The organism is Klebsiella scottii (genome assembly GCF_036561945.1).
GTDB lineage: Bacteria > Pseudomonadota > Gammaproteobacteria > Enterobacterales > Enterobacteriaceae > Klebsiella > Klebsiella scottii.
Genome location: NZ_JARXNI010000020.1, coordinates 2,190,482 through 2,206,970 on the forward strand (window position 1 = coordinate 2,190,482; position 16,489 = coordinate 2,206,970).

General features: G+C 56.7%; 17 protein-coding genes. 10 read left to right on the forward strand and 7 right to left on the reverse strand.

Annotated features, from left to right (window positions below; translation table 11 throughout):
• Positions 1 to 5: 5 nt before the first annotated feature.
• Genes QFI97_RS17940 through rimJ form a run of 3 tightly spaced genes read right to left on the reverse strand, consistent with a single transcriptional unit; the run spans position 6 to position 2,173 of the window.
• Complete coding sequence (locus QFI97_RS17940; protein ID WP_095096372.1) at positions 6 to 929, reverse strand: Gfo/Idh/MocA family protein; 924 nt, start codon at positions 927 to 929, stop codon at positions 6 to 8.
• Between the two features lie 2 nt (positions 930 to 931).
• Positions 932 to 1,579 (reverse strand): YceH family protein, encoded by a 648-nt coding sequence (locus tag QFI97_RS17945; RefSeq protein WP_095096369.1) that lies wholly within the window; start codon positions 1,577 to 1,579, stop codon positions 932 to 934.
• A gap of 9 nt (positions 1,580 to 1,588) precedes the next feature.
• Positions 1,589 to 2,173, reverse strand: a complete 585-nt coding sequence (rimJ, locus tag QFI97_RS17950) for a ribosomal protein S5-alanine N-acetyltransferase (RefSeq protein ID WP_041144954.1) — start codon at positions 2,171 to 2,173, stop codon at positions 1,589 to 1,591.
• Between the two features lie 229 nt (positions 2,174 to 2,402).
• Here rimJ and mdtH point away from each other — a divergent pair, with 229 nt between their 5' ends.
• The 7 genes from mdtH to QFI97_RS17985 all read left to right on the forward strand — a co-directional run bounded on the left by mdtH (position 2,403) and on the right by QFI97_RS17985 (position 7,855).
• Positions 2,403 to 3,611: a multidrug efflux MFS transporter MdtH gene (mdtH, locus tag QFI97_RS17955; protein WP_346431727.1), complete on the forward strand. Its 1,209-nt coding sequence runs from the start codon at positions 2,403 to 2,405 to the stop codon at positions 3,609 to 3,611.
• Between the two features lie 113 nt (positions 3,612 to 3,724).
• Positions 3,725 to 4,285, forward strand: a complete 561-nt coding sequence (locus tag QFI97_RS17960; protein ID WP_095096360.1) for a lipoprotein — start codon at positions 3,725 to 3,727, stop codon at positions 4,283 to 4,285.
• Positions 4,286 to 4,408: 123 nt separating this feature from the next.
• On the forward strand, positions 4,409 to 5,455 hold the full coding sequence (gene pyrC / locus QFI97_RS17965; protein WP_095096357.1) for a dihydroorotase: 1,047 nt from the start codon (positions 4,409 to 4,411) through the stop codon (positions 5,453 to 5,455).
• Positions 5,456 to 5,526: 71 nt separating this feature from the next.
• The gene (dinI, locus tag QFI97_RS17970) at positions 5,527 to 5,778 is read left to right on the forward strand and encodes a DNA damage-inducible protein I (protein ID WP_346431728.1); all 252 of its coding nucleotides are present in this window, start codon (positions 5,527 to 5,529) and stop codon (positions 5,776 to 5,778) included.
• A 388-nt stretch (positions 5,779 to 6,166) separates the two neighbouring features.
• Entirely contained in the window at positions 6,167 to 6,421 is a 255-nt protein-coding gene (gene bssS, locus QFI97_RS17975) for a biofilm formation regulator BssS (protein ID WP_041144949.1), read from the forward strand.
• 125 nt (positions 6,422 to 6,546) lie between these two features.
• The gene (gene solA / locus QFI97_RS17980; protein WP_346431729.1) at positions 6,547 to 7,665 is read left to right on the forward strand and encodes an N-methyl-L-tryptophan oxidase; all 1,119 of its coding nucleotides are present in this window, start codon (positions 6,547 to 6,549) and stop codon (positions 7,663 to 7,665) included.
• Positions 7,666 to 7,741: 76 nt separating this feature from the next.
• Positions 7,742 to 7,855: a DUF2770 family protein gene (locus tag QFI97_RS17985; protein ID WP_095096348.1), complete on the forward strand. Its 114-nt coding sequence runs from the start codon at positions 7,742 to 7,744 to the stop codon at positions 7,853 to 7,855.
• Here QFI97_RS17985 and trhO read toward each other — a convergent pair.
• Complete coding sequence (gene trhO / locus QFI97_RS17990) at positions 7,841 to 8,905, reverse strand: oxygen-dependent tRNA uridine(34) hydroxylase TrhO (protein ID WP_095096345.1); 1,065 nt, start codon at positions 8,903 to 8,905, stop codon at positions 7,841 to 7,843. The genes QFI97_RS17985 and trhO overlap by 15 nt on opposite strands.
• A gap of 209 nt (positions 8,906 to 9,114) precedes the next feature.
• On the opposite strand from trhO, the gene QFI97_RS17995 reads away from it, so the two are divergent.
• The 3 genes from QFI97_RS17995 to QFI97_RS18005 all read left to right on the forward strand — a co-directional run bounded on the left by QFI97_RS17995 (position 9,115) and on the right by QFI97_RS18005 (position 11,916).
• Complete coding sequence (locus QFI97_RS17995; protein WP_095096342.1) at positions 9,115 to 10,038, forward strand: Kdo(2)-lipid IV(A) acyltransferase; 924 nt, start codon at positions 9,115 to 9,117, stop codon at positions 10,036 to 10,038.
• A gap of 149 nt (positions 10,039 to 10,187) precedes the next feature.
• Positions 10,188 to 11,438 carry a multidrug efflux MFS transporter MdtG gene (gene mdtG, locus QFI97_RS18000; protein ID WP_346431730.1) on the forward strand — a complete coding sequence of 417 codons (1,251 nt, stop codon included), beginning with the start codon at positions 10,188 to 10,190 and terminating at the stop codon, positions 11,436 to 11,438.
• 91 nt (positions 11,439 to 11,529) lie between these two features.
• Positions 11,530 to 11,916 carry a MysB family protein gene (locus QFI97_RS18005; RefSeq protein WP_095096335.1) on the forward strand — a complete coding sequence of 129 codons (387 nt, stop codon included), beginning with the start codon at positions 11,530 to 11,532 and terminating at the stop codon, positions 11,914 to 11,916.
• Here the strand turns inward: QFI97_RS18005 and QFI97_RS18010 are convergent, their stop codons facing one another.
• From QFI97_RS18010 to mdoG, 3 genes are all read right to left on the reverse strand, one after another.
• Complete coding sequence (locus QFI97_RS18010; protein WP_095096332.1) at positions 11,917 to 12,144, reverse strand: YceK/YidQ family lipoprotein; 228 nt, start codon at positions 12,142 to 12,144, stop codon at positions 11,917 to 11,919.
• Between the two features lie 65 nt (positions 12,145 to 12,209).
• Positions 12,210 to 14,738 (reverse strand): glucans biosynthesis glucosyltransferase MdoH, encoded by a 2,529-nt coding sequence (gene mdoH, locus QFI97_RS18015; RefSeq protein WP_095096330.1) that lies wholly within the window; start codon positions 14,736 to 14,738, stop codon positions 12,210 to 12,212.
• Entirely contained in the window at positions 14,731 to 16,284 is a 1,554-nt protein-coding gene (mdoG, locus tag QFI97_RS18020; protein WP_095096327.1) for a glucans biosynthesis protein MdoG, read from the reverse strand. The genes mdoH and mdoG overlap by 8 nt, the downstream gene beginning before the upstream one ends.
• Positions 16,285 to 16,489 lie beyond the last annotated feature (205 nt).

The window sequence follows — 16,489 nt, forward strand, 5'->3', positions numbered from 1 at the left end:
ACGAATTATTCGCTCATCGCCTCGCGCCACAGCTTTTCAACGATGCGCTGGGCCAGCAGCGCCTGTTCGCCTGCGGTTTCGGGAACCGTCTGATTTTGCACGCATTCAATAAAATGACGCGCGCAGCCCACAAAGCCGCGCTGCTCGAGGGTCGTTTGCCAGCCGGGAACCGGACGCTGAACCACTCCCTGGCCGCGCTCTTCCTGCCACTCGCGCATATCACGAACTTCATACAGGCCGCCGTCGGTGACCGCCTGAACCCACTCCCGCTGGCTGCCGGCGCGCCGGTGCATGCTGGTGGTCACCTCCAGCTGCGGCGAGCTGAAGCGGTGTTCGGCATAGAGCATTTCACCCTGGGCGGTGGTTTGCAGCAGGCCGCCGCTCAGACGCGCCTTCCCGTCCGCCAGCCACAACGCGGTATCGACCACGTGCAGGTAGTCATCAAGCAGGGTAAAGCGCAGGTCGTGACCGACGCTGTCGCCACGATGCTTATCCATACGCAGCGAGGCGGCATCGTCCAGATGCGCTTTCAGCTCGCGATAAAGCGGAGCAAAGCGGCGGTTAAATCCTACCATCAGCGTCAGCCCGCGGCGAGCGGCCAGCTCAACCAAGGATTCGGCTTCGCTGAGCTTATCCGCCAGCGGTTTATCCACGCAGACGTGCACCCCGGCGTTAAGCAACCGGCTGACGACCTCAAAGTGCGAGGCCGTCGAGGTATGAACAAATACCGCATCACACTGCGCCGCCAGCTGCTCCAGGGAATCTGCATAGGGAATGCGCCAGGTTTCGCAGATACGTAGCGCCTTCTCTTTACCCGGTGACCAGGCCGCCTGCAGCGTCCAGCCGTCCGCGGCGCCTAATACCGGCAGCCAGGCCTTCTGCGCAATGCCACCCAGTCCCACCACTCCAACGCGTAGTTTCGCCGTCACGATTAATCCCCCAGATGGGCCAACAGCGATGCCAGCCGCTCTTTTAGTTCCGCCACTTCGGCCTCCAGCACCTCAACCCGGGTCTGGAGATCGTCTCCCGACGGCGATACCGCTTCTACCGCCGTGATAAGCGAATCCATATCATCGCAGAACAGATGCATGTAGCGGCATTCGCGTTTCCCCGGCTCACGAGGCAGACGCGCGACGAACGGGCCGTCATCACGGCTTGCCAGCTTCTCGAGCACGCTTTCGATTTCCGCCATATCGCTGAATTCGTACATTCTCTGCGCCCGGCTGCGCAGTTCGCCCGGCGTCTGCGCGCCGCGCAGCAGCAGCGTCGTGACCACCGCGACCTCCGCCGGCGTCAGCTTCAGATCGCCGAACTCGGAATTGCAAAATCGCTGTTCGTATTTGGTCACCCGATTGCCAAACCCGCTCACCGTACGCAGATAGTGGCGCTTGACCAGCGTATCCAGCAGATCCTGAATATCGCTTTCACTGAGCGACATCACCGGCTCCCGGTTGGTTTTCTGGTTACAGGCGGTCACCACCGCGTTGACCGATAGAGGATACTGCTCCGGCGTCGTGACCTGTTTTTCCAGCAGGCAGCCAATAACGCGCGCTTCGTGCGCGGTTAACTGATATTTCATGATCTCTCCTTAGCGACCCGGGATCCAGTCCGGTGTCGTCAACGCCGTCAATACGTGGTCACGCCACTGGCCATCGATTAACAGATAATCTTTGGCGTAACCCTCTTTTTCAAAGCCAAGACGCGCCAGCAAATCGCCGCTGCGCTGATTGTGCGGCATATAGTTGGCCATAATGCGATGAATATGCTGCGTGCGCTGCATATAGCGAATTGCCGAGGTCAGCGCTTCAAACATCAGCCCCTGCCCCTGCCACTTCTCGCCGATGGAGTAGCCGAGGTAGCAGGCATGAAACGAGCCGCGCACCACGTTCGAAAAATTCGCCACGCCGACTATCTCCTTCTCTTGCGGATCGAGGAGCGCAAAATAGAACGCCGAGCCCTGCTTATGAAACTCCGAAATCATCGACAAGCGCGCCTGCCAGCCGGAGGGGTAGCAGTGGCTGTCGTCGCGCACCGGCTCCCAGGGTTTTAAGAACCCTTTATTCTCCGCGTAGTAGTCGGCCAGACGCCAGGCGTCACGATCGTGGACCAGCCGCGTCACCAGCCTGTCCGTCGTCAAACGCACCTTTGGTACGTTACTGCGGTAGCCAAACATTCCCCTCTCCTGTTCCCCTGACTTATTACCCTGCTCCCTTCACTATACCTGTCCTGAACGACGGAGTGAAAACAGCAACATACCATTTTCTGCACCATCTCCCTTTTTCGATGAATAGCCTCTATCAAACTTGCTTTTTGATAAAAAAATATTGTCGCAAGTACGCTGGGAAACGCCCGGGCTTCCCCGCAAACTAGTAGGGCTAATCTTTATTTTCCCAGGAGGGGAAATGTCCCGCGTATCGCAGGCAAGGAGCCTGGGTAAATACTTCCTGTTGGTCGACAACATGCTGGTCGTTCTCGGCTTTTTTGTCGTCTTCCCGCTGATTTCCATTCGCTTTGTCGACCAGATGGGCTGGGCCGCGCTGATGGTCGGTATCGCCCTCGGCCTGCGCCAGCTGGTCCAGCAGGGTCTGGGGATTTTTGGCGGCGCGGTTGCCGACCGTTTCGGCGCCAAGCCGATGATCGTCACCGGTATGCTGATGCGCGCGGGCGGCTTTGCCGCGATGGCGGTGGCCCATGAGCCGTGGGTGCTCTGGCTATCCTGCATTCTCTCGGGCCTCGGCGGAACGCTGTTTGACCCGCCGCGCGCGGCGCTGGTGGTGAAGCTGGTGCGCCCGCATCAGCGCGGTCGCTTCTTTTCGCTCCTGATGATGCAGGACAGCGCCGGCGCGGTCATCGGCGCCCTGCTCGGCAGCTGGTTGTTACAGTACGATTTCCGCCTCGTGTGCAGCGTAGGCGCGGCGCTGTTTGTCGCCTGCGCCGGCTTCAACGCCTGGTATCTCCCGGCCTGGAAGCTGTCGACGGTGAAAACGCCGGTGCGCGAAGGGCTGGGGCGCGTGCTGCGCGACAGGCGCTTCGTAACCTATGTTCTGACGCTAACCGGCTATTACATGCTGGCGGTGCAGGTCATGCTGATGCTGCCGATTATGGTCAACGACATCGCGGGCTCCCCTTCTGCGGTCAAATGGATGTATGCCATTGAAGCGACGATATCGCTGACGCTGCTGTATCCGATTGCCCGCTGGAGTGAAAAGCGCTATCGGCTGGAGCATCGGCTGATGGCCGGTCTGCTGGTCATGACGCTCGCCATGCTGCCGATTGGTTTAACCAGCAACCTGCAGCAGCTATTTACGCTGATTTGCATTTTCTATATGGGCTCGATTATCGCGGAGCCGGCGCGTGAAACCCTGGGCGCGTCGCTGGCCGACGCGCGCGCGCGCGGCAGCTACATGGGCTTCAGTCGACTGGGGCTGGCCTTTGGCGGGGCCTTCGGCTACGCCGGCGGCGGGTGGCTGTTTGACGCCGGTAAAGTGCTCAACCAGCCGGAGCTACCGTGGCTGATGCTGGGTATTATCGGCTTTATCACCTTTATCGCCCTGTGGTGGCAGTTCAGCGCCAGGCGTTCGGCCTCCGGAATGCTCGAGCCACGAACCTGAGCCGCTGCGTAAAGCCAGGCTGATTTTCAGCATTTTCCGCTAGCGCCTACGGTGCTGGCAGGCCATGCTGCTTTGTGTCAGGATGAGCCCATGGCATTACGTTAAGGAACCCAATGAAAAAGATGTTTATCGTGGCCGCGCTTATCGTTAGCGGCCTCCTGAGCGGCTGTAACCAGCTTACGCAGTATTCGATAAGCGAACAGGAAATTAATCAGGCGCTGCAGAAACGTAACCACTTCGCCAAGGATATCGGCCTGCCGGGCGTGGCGGATGCGCATATCGAACTGCACGATTTAACCAGCGCGATTGGTCGCGAGGAGCCGAATAAAGTGACCCTCAGCGGCGTTGCCAATCTGGATCTCAATTCGCTGTTCGGTAATCAAAAAGCCACTATTGACCTTAAGCTTAAAGCGCTGCCGGTATTCAATAAGGAAAAAGGGGCGATCTTCCTGCAGGAAATGGAAGTCGTCGATGCGAAAGTCGCGCCGGAGAAGCTGCAGTCGGTAGTGCAGACGCTGATCCCCTACCTGAACCAATCCCTGCGCAGCTATTTTAACCAGCAGCCCGCCTACGTTCTGCGCGAAGACGCCAGCACCGGTGAAGCGCTGGCGAAAAAGTACGCTAAAGGCATTGAGGTCAAGCCGGGTGAGATAATCATCCCCTTCACCAATTAACATCGCGGGCGCCAGGGCGCCCGTTTTTTTACGGAAGTTGATGCAAAGGAAAACGTTTACGCTTATCCTTTGTGCCCGGTGAAAAACAGCCCTGATGACTGAACCTATTAGCCGGAGCCTTCCATGACAGCACAACCCCAGGTACTGAAAATCCGTCGCCCTGACGACTGGCACATCCATCTGCGCGATGACGATATGCTGGAAACCGTCGTGCCTTACACCAGCGAGTTTTATGGTCGGGCGATCGTGATGCCGAATCTGGCGCCGCCTGTCACCACCGTTGAAGCCGCCGTCGCCTATCGCCAGCGGATCCTTAACGCCGTGCCCGCCGGGCATGATTTTACCCCTCTGATGACCTGCTACCTGACCGATACGCTCGATCCAGCCGAGCTGGAGCGCGGATTTGAGGCCGGCGTTTTTACCGCGGCTAAACTGTACCCGGCCAATGCCACCACTAACTCCAGCCACGGCGTGACCAGCATCGATGCCATTATGCCGGTGCTTGAGCGTATGCAAAAACTCGGCATGCCGCTGCTGGTACACGGCGAAGTGACGCACGCGGAGATCGATATCTTCGATCGCGAGGCGCGCTTTATCGAAACGGTGATGGAGCCGCTGCGCCAGCGCCTGCCGGGTCTGAAAGTGGTGTTCGAACATATCACCACCAAGGATGCCGCAGAGTACGTTCGCGATGGCAACGAACTGCTGGCCGCCACCATTACGCCACAGCATCTGATGTTTAACCGTAATCACATGCTGGTCGGCGGTATTCGTCCGCACCTTTACTGCCTGCCGATTCTGAAACGTAATATTCACCAGCAGGCCCTGCGCGAGCTGGTCGCCAGCGGCTTTACCCGCGCGTTTCTCGGTACCGACTCCGCGCCGCACGCGCGTCATCGTAAAGAAACCAGCTGCGGATGCGCCGGCTGCTTTAATGCGCCAACCGCGCTGGGTAGCTACGCAACGGTGTTCGAAGAGATGAATGCGCTGCAGCACTTCGAAGCATTTTGTTCGCTTAACGGCCCGCGCTTCTACGGTCTGCCGGTCAATGAGAGCTTTGTTGAGCTGGTGCGCGAAGAGAGCGTTGTGGCAGAAAGCATCGCACTGCCGGGCGACACGCTGGTCCCCTTCCTGGCCGGTGAAACCATACGCTGGACGATGAAAAAATAAAACGCCGCCCTCTGTTGTAAATACAAAAACGATACTGTATAAATAAACAGTACATTACACAGGGGGCAATCATGCGCATCGAAGTGTCTATCGCCAAAACCACAGCCTTACCGAGCGGCGCTTTAGAAGCGCTGAATAATGAACTCTCCCGACGTATCGATCTGCAGTTTCCGGCTGAACCAAGCCAGGTAACCGTACGCTTCGCCACCGGTAACAATCTTTCCGTTATCGGTGGCCTTAAAGAAGATAAAAACCGGATAAGCGAAATCCTGCAAGAAACCTGGGAAAGCGCTGATGACTGGTTTATCCACGACGTACCCTGAGTCACCCGTGCGCATGAAAGCGACAGCGCAGAACGCCTCAGGCTGTTAGCCGAAGCTTTTGCCTGCCCAATACTCATGCGGTTCGAAGTCTGACCGGTACAGCAAATTAATTTGCTCCCTCATTGTGCTTCTTTTGCCGGGTCGCCCCGGCTTTTTTATTCCCTCCGTCTGATACTCGGATTTTTCTTTAATCCCTGATAATTTCCTTAAAAAATAACGTACCGCGGTACAAAATTTGCGCAAAAAAGCGTCAAAAAGAGAAAAGCTCGCCCCGTTCGCGTTAATTTCTCGAGTTTATTCTTAACTGCTGATATAATTAACTTGCTTCAAAAAATATGCATTAAACCTCGAGAATTGTTGTCTTTTAACATATGAATAAGGGGTTATGATGGAAAAGAATAATGAAGTCATCCAGACCCATCCCCTCGTCGGATGGGACATCAGCACCGTAGATAGCTACGACGCGCTGATGTTGCGCCTGCACTACCAGAACCCCACTCATGAAAGCAGTAATGAAGCTGAAATTGGCCAGACTTTATGGCTGACGACGGACGTCGCACGTCAATTTATTTCTATTCTTGAAGCCGGCATTGCGAAGATTGAAGCAGGTGAATACCAGGTAAATGAGTACCGCAGACATTAGTGATTCTGCTGTCATCCATATACTCTAACTAAACAGGCACCGGTTGGTGCCTGATTTATTTTCGGGCTTGTATAAGTACGGGTTGTTAATTACCCTGCTAATAAAGCAAAAACCCGGAACATACCATGCAATACGACCTCATCATTATCGGCAGCGGCTCAACCGGCGCCGCCGCAGGCTATTATGCCCGTCGCGCAGGACTCAACGTCCTGATGACCGACGCCCACCAGCCTCCGCACCAGGAAGGCAGCCATCACGGCAACACGCGTCTTATCCGCCACGCCTATGGTGAAGGTGAAAGATACGTCCCTCTGGTGCTGCGGGCGCAGCAGCTCTGGGACGAACTAGCCGCCCTCAGCGGTGAAGCCGTTTTTGAACGTACCGGGGTGATCAACCTCGGCCCGGCGGATTCCGCGTTTCTCACTAACGTCATGAACAGCGCTCGTGAATTTGAGCTCAACGTTGAAGAGATGGACGCCCAGGCCATTATGGCCCGCTGGCCGGAAATTCGCGTGCCTGAGGGCTATCGCGGGGTATTTGAACCAGCATCAGGCGTCCTGCGCAGCGAACTGGCCATTGAAACCTGGATTCGCCTGGCTCGTGAAGCGGGCTGTGCGCAGCTGTTCAACTGTCCGGTCACCGCGATCCATCATCATCAGGATGGCGTCACTATCGACACCGCGGATGGCCAGTACGGCGCTAAAAAGCTGTTGATCAGCGCCGGTACCTGGGTGACCCGCCTGCTGCCTGAGCTGCCGGTTCAGCCGGTGCGCAAAATCTTCGCCTGGTTCCAGGCCGATGGCCGCTACAGCCGCAAAAACAATTTTCCGGCGTTTACCGGCGAACTGCCCAGCGGCGATCAGTTCTACGGCTTCCCGGCGGAAGATAATGAACTCAAAATCGGCAAGCACAACGGCGGGCAGCTCATCTCCACCGCGGAAGAACGCACGCCGTTTGGCAGCGTGGCGACGGACGGCTCGGAATCGTTCAATTTTCTGCGCAACGTCCTGCCAGGCATCGGCGGCTGCCTGCACGGCGCATCCTGCACCTACGACAATACGCCGGATGAGGACTTCATTATCGATACTCTCCCCGGTCATCCGCAAACGCTGCTTATTAGCGGATTAAGCGGTCATGGCTTTAAATTTGCTCCGGTTTTGGGCGAAATTGCCGTCCAGTTTGCCCGGGGAGAATCGCCGGCTTTTGATCTGACCCCCTTCTCACTGGCGCGCTTTCAGCAATAATAGCCACCCCGCGGCGCTGCCACCGCACCGATAAAAAAACGGCCTCACCGGAGGCCGTTTATGACTGAGAGATCTTATGCGTCGCCTGTATGACTTACTGATCAACAACATCCGCGAGCATTTTATGATTTATCTCGCGCTGTGGCTGCTGCTGGCCATCATCGACCTTGTCTGGCTATGGTTTTTCTGAAGGCTCAGGATCCGGGATCCCCAGCTTGGTATTCAGACGCCCGCGAGATTTATTGAAGATCTTATTCCCGTTCTCACGCCCGGCCCGCAGCTGACGCTGCTCCTCTTCCGGCAGCTTATGCTCCTCCATGCAGGATTCGCTGCAGCATCCGGCAAACTTCTCCGCACAGCTCGGACACTGGATAAACAGCAGATGGCAGCCGTCGTTCAGGCAGTTGGTGTGGCTATCGCAGGGCGCGCCGCACTGATGGCAGTGCGCGATAACGTCGTCAGAAATACGCTCGCCCATGCGCTCATCGAAAACAAAGTTTTTACCGATAAAACGCACCGGCAGACCCTGCTCTCGCGCGCGACGCGCATACTCAATAATGCCGCCTTCGATGTGCCAGACCTTGCTGAAGCCGTTGTGCTTCATCCACGCGCTGGCTTTTTCGCAGCGGATGCCGCCGGTACAGTACATAACGATTTTTTTATCTTTATGCTCCTGCATCATCTCAACCGCCTTCGGCAGCTGATCGCGGAAAGTATCGGCGGGAATTTCCATCGCCTGCTCGAAATGCCCCACTTCGTATTCGTAATGGTTGCGCATATCGATAAAGATCGCTTCGGGGTCATCCAGCATCGCGTTAACTTCCGCAGCTTTCAGGTAGTCACCCACGTTAGAGGCATCAAACGTCTCATCGTCGATACCATCGGCGACAATTCGGTCGCGCACCTTCAGGCGCAGCACCCAAAACGATTTCCCGTCGTCGTCGAGAGCGATGTTCATTCGCAGCCCTTCCAGCGCCGGGTTGAACGCGTACAGATACTCGCGCAGGGCCTCAACGCGGCTCTGCGGTACGCTGATTTGCGCATTGATCCCTTCGTGGGCCAGGTAAATACGGCCAAACACGTTCAGCTTAGTGAGCGCAATCCACAGGGCGTCGCGCGTCGCTTGTGGATCAACGATGGTGAAGTACTTATAGAAAGAGATCGTCGTGCGCGGCTCGGTCTCGGCCAACATCTGCGCTTTTAACGTCTCATTTGAAATGCGGTTATGTAACACTGGCATGGTGTACCTGCTCGACATAAAAATGAGTAAAATAAACGGCCGGCATCATATAGTAAACGGCATTAATTTACATCCATACATTTCAAGCTACATTTTTTACAGCAACATTCGCTATGATTTAACAATAAATGCCACCTGGGCCAGTCGTTTTGGCTGAACCATAAAAAAATGCGATAATAGAACGCGTTGCTTAATTGAACAGGTATGAGATGACCCATTTACCTAAATTTTCCGCGGCGTTACTGCACCCGCGTTATTGGCTGCTTTGGCCAGGAATTGGCCTGCTGTGGCTGGTTGTCCAGCTTCCCTATCCGCTGATTTATCGCCTGGGCACCGCTCTGGGTCGACTCGCGATGCGCCTGATGACCCGACGGGCCAAAATTGCTTACCGCAACCTGGAGCTCTGCTTCCCCGAGAAGAGCGAGCAGGAGCGCCATCAGCTGGTAAAACAGAATTTTGAATCCGTTGGCATGGGCCTGATGGAAACCGGCATGGCCTGGTTCTGGCCTGCGCGGCGCATTGCGCGCTGGACGGATGCGACTGGCGTCGAACATATCCGGGCCGTGCAGGAGCAAAAACGCGGCATTCTGCTGATCGGTATCCACTTCCTCACCCTTGAAATGGGCGCCCGCATGTTCGGGATGAATGAGCCGGGGATTGGTGTCTATCGCCCGAATGATAACCCGGTTATCGACTGGCTGCAGACGTGGGGGCGACTGCGCTCCAACAAGGATATGATCGACCGTAAGGATCTGAAGGGCATGGTGCGGGCGCTGAAAAAAGGCGATGTTATCTGGTATGCGCCGGATCACGACTACGGCCCGGCCTCCAGCGTCTTTGTGCCGTTTTTCGCCGTCGACCAGGCCGCCACCACCTCCGGCACCTGGATGCTGGCAAAAATGTCGAAGGCCTGCATCGTTCCCTTCGTACCGCGCCGTAAGCCCGATGGCAAAGGCTATGAGCTGATTATTCTGCCGCCGGAGTGCGATCCGCCGCTGGATGACCCGCAAACGACCGCCGTGTGGATGAACCACATCGTCGAGAAATGCATTCTGATGGCGCCGGAGCAGTATATGTGGATGCATCGCCGCTTCAAGTCGCGCCCGCCCGGCGTTCCTTCACGCTACGAATAACCGCCGTTACTCCGCACAAAGCCCCCGTTTCGGGGGCCACGCCCTTAGCATTAAAAGCGGTCCTCCATTGCGGCAACCGTTTCTCAGGCGCATAATTAGCAGGCTCATATTTTCAACTTTTGACCTGCGGCGCAGGCCAGTGGGAACCTATGTCGTCTGCTGATATACCTGTTAACTGGAAACGCAATCTTACCGTCACCTGGTTCGGCTGTTTTTTGACCGGCGCGGCGTTCAGCCTGGTTATGCCGTTCCTTCCGCTTTACGTTGAACAGCTCGGCGTCACGGGCCACGGCGCCCTCAATATGTGGTCGGGGCTGGTCTTCAGCATTACCTTTCTTTTCTCCGCCGTTGCCTCACCGTTCTGGGGCGGGCTTGCCGACCGAAAAGGTCGAAAAATCATGCTGCTACGTTCCGCTCTCGGAATGGCTATCGTCATGATGCTGATGGGACTGGCGCAAAATATCTGGCAATTTCTGGTGCTGCGCGCGCTGCTGGGATTGTTAGGCGGCTTTATTCCGAACGCCAATGCCCTTATCGCGACCCAAATCCCTCGCCAGAAAAGCGGCTGGGCGCTGGGAACGCTCTCCACCGGGGCCGTCAGCGGCGCCCTGCTTGGCCCGCTGGCCGGCGGTTTTCTCGCCGATCTGTGGGGCCTGCGCGCCGTCTTCTTTCTTACCGCCAGCGTCCTGTTTATCTGCTTCCTCCTGACGCTGTTCTTCATCCGCGAGCAGTTTGTGCCGGTGGCGAAAAAAGAGATGCTCAGCGCCAGAGACGTGTTCTCCTCGCTGAAAAGCCCAAAACTGGTGCTCAGCCTGTTCGTCACCACCCTGATTATCCAGGTTGCTACCGGGTCGATTGCCCCGATCCTGACGCTGTACGTGCGGGATCTGAGCGGGGACATCAGCAATATTGCGTTTATCAGCGGGATGATCGCCTCCGTTCCCGGGGTTGCCGCCCTGATCAGCGCCCCGCGTCTCGGCAGGCTGGGGGACCGTATCGGGCCGGAAAAAATCCTCATCGTGGCGCTGATCCTCTCCGTTCTGCTGCTTATTCCGATGTCATTCGTCCAGACGCCGCTGCAGCTGGGCGTTTTGCGTTTTCTGCTCGGCGCTGCCGACGGCGCGCTGCTGCCGGCCGTGCAAACGCTACTGGTGTACAACTCCACCAGCCAGGTCGCCGGCCGCATCTTCAGCTATAACCAGTCGTTTCGCGATATTGGTAACGTCACCGGCCCGCTCATCGGCGCCTCCGTCTCCGCCAACTATGGCTTCCGGGCGGTCTTTTTGGTCACCGCCTGCGTGGTGCTGTTCAACGCTATCTACTCGACTATCACCTTACGCCAGCCGCGAAGCAGCGCACCTTCTGACAGCCGGGACTCCGGCGATCGTTCGGTAAATTAAGTCAGCAAGGCGCCCTTCCCCTTGACGCATTGCCCGCCGCCTTCTATAGATTGAATCGAGTCCATTTCTCATTCTTCTTAGGGGGTTAGCCATGCCAAAGGATTCCGTTTTCTATGCCACGCTCGAAGAAGCTATCGATGCGGCCCGCGAAGAGTACCTGGCCAATAATCCGGATAGCGACGAGGAGAGCGCTAACGTCGAGCAGCTGAATATCCAGAAATACATTTTGCAGGATGGCGATATCGCCTGGCAGGCCGAGTTTTTTGCCGACGAAGATGGGGAAGGCGATTGTCTGCCAGTGCTCAGCGGCGAAGCGGCTCAGAGCGTTTTTGACGGCGATTATGACGAGATAGAGCTCCGCCAGGAGTGGCTGGAAGAGAATACGCTCCATGAATGGGATGAGGGCGAGTTTCAGCTTGAACCCTCTCTGGATACGGAAGAGGGTCAGACGGCGGCCGATGAGTGGGATGAGCGCTAGCTAATTGTAGGGTCCGTGGCTCGCATCAAGCGGCAGCAGCAGCGTGTCGAACACCAGTGAAAATGGCAGGTCGAGGATAGTGATATAGCGCCACGACGAATCGCGAACGTCCCACTGAACGCCGGGGTAATACTGATTGCCATGCCCCTGCCCCGGCACCGTGCGGCTAATAATGCTGCCGCAGCCGCTGAGCACCAGGGTCATAACGATGACCAGCAAAATTCTCATCTGTAACCTCAACTCCTGGAGAAAAAAATACCGGCAAATTGCCGGTATTTTTATTAACGCGCGGCTTACTTCGTTTTTAATGCCAGCGGATTCAGCGTTAGCTGACCATAGGCATCCACCCACGAAGAGTATTTCTCCGGCGCGGCCCATACCCGATAGTGCAGGCGCGACATCGTCACCGGATCGCTTAACAGCACCAGACGGCGGTCGCGGTTAAGTTTGTCCGGCGTCTCGTTCAACGCCTGCTCAACGTGACGTTCGCGGGCGATATCGAGGATCCGACCGTGACGGTGACGAGCGGTAGCCATTGCCGTCGCCAGCGCGTTAAACGATGGGTTAAACACGGCGTGCATAAATCCATCATCAAGCGAACGCTGACGGTTCAGGGTCAGATAAGCATCGGTATCCTTCAGCACCTGCGGCGGGGAATACTCTTCCGGGATCAGGAACAGTTTCCAGCGCTTGGTACGCAGACCAACGGTCGCCCGGCTGGAAATCACCGACACGAACGGCGACAGGATCAGCGAGAATACGATCGGCGCCAGCCAGAACAAGAAGCGCAGATCCAGCCACGCCATTCCGACGGCCCAAACCAGGCCCAGCAGCAGCTGTGAACCGTGGCGCATAAACGCTTCGCCCCACGGGGTCGAGTCGTCATCACGCTGCGGCGAGTTCCAGACCACTTCCCAGCCGAGGAAGGCGCTGACCACAAACACGGTGTGGAACAGCATACGCACCGGCGCCAGCAGCACGGAGAACAGCACCTCCAGCAGCAGAGAGAGCGTCACGCGGATAAACCCGCCGTACTCCTTCGACCCTTTGCACCACACCAGAATAATGCTCAGCAGTTTCGGCAGGAACAGCAGCACCATCGTTGAGGCAAACAGGGCGATCGCCAGCTCCGGACGCCACTGCGGCCAGACCGGGAACAGCTGGCGCGGCTGCAGGAAGTACTGCGGCTCGGTGAGCGCGTGCACCACCTGCAGAGCGGTCGACAGGGCGAGGAACATAAACCACAGCGGCGCGGAGAGATAGGACATGACGCCGGTCAGGAACACCGCCCGGTGTACCGGGTGCATACCTTTAACCAGGAACAGGCGGAAGTTCATCAGGTTACCGTGGCACCAGCGACGGTCACGCTTCAGTTCATCCAGCAGGTTCGGCGGCAGCTCCTCATAGGAGCCCGGCAGGTCATAGGCAATCCACACGCCCCAGCCGGCACGACGCATCAGCGCGGCTTCCACGAAGTCGTGCGACAGAATCGATCCGGCGAAGGAGCCTTCACCCGGCAGCGGCGCCAGCGCACAGTGCTCAATGAACGGTTTTACGCGGATAATTGCGTTATGACCCCAGTAGTGCGACTCGCCAAGCTGCCAGAAGTGCAGACCGGCGGTAAACAGCGGGCCGTATACGCGGGTCGCGAACTGCTGACAGCGGGCGTAGAGGGTGTCCATCCCGGAGGCACGCGGCGACGACTGGATAATCCCGGCGTTCGGGTTAGCCTCCATCAGACGCACCAGCCCGGTCAGACATTCTCCGGACATCACCGAGTCGGCGTCCAGCACCACCATGTAGCTGTACTGGCTGCCCCAGCGGCGGCAGAAGTCATCGATGTTACCGCTTTTACGCTTCACGCGACGACGACGACGGCGATAGAAAATCTGCCCCTCACCCTGGACTTCAGCAATCAGCTCCATCCACGCCTTTTGCTCCGCTACGCAAATATCCGGATTGTAGCTGTCGCTCAGGATGTAAACGTCGAAGTGCTGCTGCTGGCCCGTCGCTTTCACCGATTCCCAGGTGGCGCGCAGACCGGCGAAAACGCGATCGACGTCTTCGTTGCAGATAGGCATGATCAGCGCCGTCCGATGCTCTGGATTCAGCGGCTCATCGCCGACGGTGGAGGCGGAAATACTGTACTTATCGCGCCCCATCAGCAGCTGCAGGAAGCCCATCAGCGCCGTCCAGAATCCCGCTGATACCCAGCAGAAGAGGACCGCAAAGAGGATCAGAATACCGGTTTGCAGCATATACGGCAGCAGCTGCATAAATGAAACCCACAGATTCTGCCCTACCATGTCGGCGGGGTTGATTAACGCCCAGCCCTGATATGGCAGAATGGTTTTCATGTACCAGGTCGCGACGACCGTCTGCGCCAGCGTCAGCAGCAGCAGAATGTAGCGACGAATGGTACCGGCGGTGCGCCATTTCTGCTCGCTTTCCTGCTCTTCTTTGGTCAGACGAGAAAGATAGCGCGGGGTGACATCGCGTCCACGGAGCCGATCCCAGAAGCGACCGACCGGGTTGGTCCGCCACGGATCCGGGAACATAGAGGAGCGTTTCGCCTTCGGCATGGCGTGCAGCTGGGTGCGCCCTTCATCATCTTTGATGAGCTGATCGCCCGCCAGCGCGTCTGGCCAGCTGTGCTCCAGCCGCGATTTCACCGACCCCAGAGGGGAATCGTCTTCGCGGGGAAAATCGTGACGATCGGCATCCAGCGCTTCATGTACCGCCTTCAGGCTGCTATCAGGAAGCGCAGATTTCTCTGCCCCCGACAGCGGCAAGGCGTCAATGTACTTGGTTATGTTATTCATTAGCAGGCAGCTGATAGCTCCAGGTTTCACTCAGCGTCTGGTCGGCATTGACCAGCGCAGCGCGCATTTCCGTAGTTTTCTTCGGATCTTTCACCTTCACGCGCAGAATCATACGCCAGCCCTTGGTGATCGGGTTATAACGCACCGCGTTCTCAACGATTTCCGCGTTATCGCCAATGCTCGCCTGCGCCGTTACCGGCGTATCTGACGGCATTTTTTTCATCTCAGGACCGGTGAAATCAACGATGAACGCGATGGTGCCGTCCGGCTGACGAATCAGGTTTGACTGCTTCACATCGCCGGTGGAACGACGGGTTTGCATAACGTAGGCGTTATCCGGCGCGTGCAGCTTGTCTTCATCGCGGCTAAAGGTAATAGAGTATTTGAAGTTCATCTCTTTACCCGGCTCCGGCAGCTGATCCGGCGTCCAGTAGGTCACGATGTTATCGTTAGTTTCATCGTTGGTTGGAATTTCAACCAGTTCGATTTTACCTTTACCCCAGTCGCCTTTCGGCGTGATCCATGCGCTCGGACGCAGATCGTAGCGGTCGTCGAGGTCTTCAAAGCGAGAGAACTGACGCCCGCGCTGCAGCAAACCAAACCCTTGCGGATTTTCCATCGCGTAGCTGCTGACGGCCAGATGCTTCGGATTGTTCAGCGGACGCCAGATCCACTCGCCGTTGCCGGCAAGAATAGACAGACCGTTAGAGTCGTGCAGCGCCGGACGGTAGTTTGTCGCCGGAGACGGCTGATTTGGCCCGAACAGGAACATGCTGGTCAACGGCGCAACGCCTAGCTTGCCGACCTTGTCACGCAGGTACACCTTCGACTGCACGTCAACCACGGTATCGCGACCCGGCATAATGACAAAACGATACGCTCCGGTTGCGCGCGGGGAGTCGAGCAGAGCATAAATTGTCAGACGCTTGTCGGTAGCTTTTGGACGCTCGATCCAGAACTCGCGAAAACGCGGGAACTCTTCGCCTGAAGGCAGCGCAGTATCGATTGCAAGCCCGCGAGCGGAGAGCCCGTAAACCTGGCCCTGGCCCAGTACGCGGAAATAGCTGGCTCCGAGCATGCTGACAATTTCGTCATTCTTATCTTTGCTGTTGATCGGGTACAGCACTTTAAACCCGGCAAAGCCAAGGTCTTTTACCGTGTCTTTGTCATGCTGGACGCTGCCAAAATTGAAATAGTCCGGGTTATATTTAATCTTATGCACGCTGCTTGCCGTCACTTCATTAATGGTGACCGGCGTGTCGAAGTACATGCCCTGATGATAAAATTCAAGTTTGAACGGGGTCTTCTGGTTATTCCAGTATGCTTTATCGTGGTTGAACTGGATTTGCTGGTAGTCCGCATATTTCATGTCGCGGAAAACGGAGGGCAGGTTGCTCTTCGGCGCTTCATAGCCCTTCCCGGCTAACGATTTTGCCTCTTTTGCAACGTCATCAATGCTAAACGCCCATGCAGATGAAGTACACAGGGACAACATTACGGCTGCGCTTAACCAGCGCATTTTCATCATCTGTGGTTTATGTTTCATATAAGTAAGCACTTCCCCCTTTGTGTGCTTAAATCGATCCGATCTATTTTAATGGAAATTCAGGCAATCCGACAACATAATCCCTGCATTGTTCAGCTTAGCAGTACAGGTAATGGACAGTTCTCTGTCACTTTTGCACTTTGCGTGCTTATCCTGGAGACAGATATCCAGAGTTGATGTAGGGTTGCTGAGAATTTAAACGTTA

Coding starts and splice junctions, on each gene's coding strand:
- QFI97_RS17945 (WP_095096369.1), bottom strand. CDS start 1,579: ATGAAATATCAGTTAACCGCGCACGAAGCGCGCGTTATTGGCTGCCTG.
- rimJ (WP_041144954.1), bottom strand. CDS start 2,173: ATGTTTGGCTACCGCAGTAACGTACCAAAGGTGCGTTTGACGACGGAC.
- mdtH (WP_346431727.1), top strand. CDS start 2,403: ATGTCCCGCGTATCGCAGGCAAGGAGCCTGGGTAAATACTTCCTGTTG.
- QFI97_RS17960 (WP_095096360.1), top strand. CDS start 3,725: ATGAAAAAGATGTTTATCGTGGCCGCGCTTATCGTTAGCGGCCTCCTG.
- pyrC (WP_095096357.1), top strand. CDS start 4,409: ATGACAGCACAACCCCAGGTACTGAAAATCCGTCGCCCTGACGACTGG.
- dinI (WP_346431728.1), top strand. CDS start 5,527: ATGCGCATCGAAGTGTCTATCGCCAAAACCACAGCCTTACCGAGCGGC.
- bssS (WP_041144949.1), top strand. CDS start 6,167: ATGGAAAAGAATAATGAAGTCATCCAGACCCATCCCCTCGTCGGATGG.
- solA (WP_346431729.1), top strand. CDS start 6,547: ATGCAATACGACCTCATCATTATCGGCAGCGGCTCAACCGGCGCCGCC.
- QFI97_RS17985 (WP_095096348.1), top strand. CDS start 7,742: ATGCGTCGCCTGTATGACTTACTGATCAACAACATCCGCGAGCATTTT.
- trhO (WP_095096345.1), bottom strand. CDS start 8,905: ATGCCAGTGTTACATAACCGCATTTCAAATGAGACGTTAAAAGCGCAG.
- QFI97_RS17995 (WP_095096342.1), top strand. CDS start 9,115: ATGACCCATTTACCTAAATTTTCCGCGGCGTTACTGCACCCGCGTTAT.
- mdtG (WP_346431730.1), top strand. CDS start 10,188: ATGTCGTCTGCTGATATACCTGTTAACTGGAAACGCAATCTTACCGTC.
- QFI97_RS18005 (WP_095096335.1), top strand. CDS start 11,530: ATGCCAAAGGATTCCGTTTTCTATGCCACGCTCGAAGAAGCTATCGAT.
- QFI97_RS18010 (WP_095096332.1), bottom strand. CDS start 12,144: ATGAGAATTTTGCTGGTCATCGTTATGACCCTGGTGCTCAGCGGCTGC.
- mdoH (WP_095096330.1), bottom strand. CDS start 14,738: ATGAATAACATAACCAAGTACATTGACGCCTTGCCGCTGTCGGGGGCA.
- mdoG (WP_095096327.1), bottom strand. CDS start 16,284: ATGAAACATAAACCACAGATGATGAAAATGCGCTGGTTAAGCGCAGCC.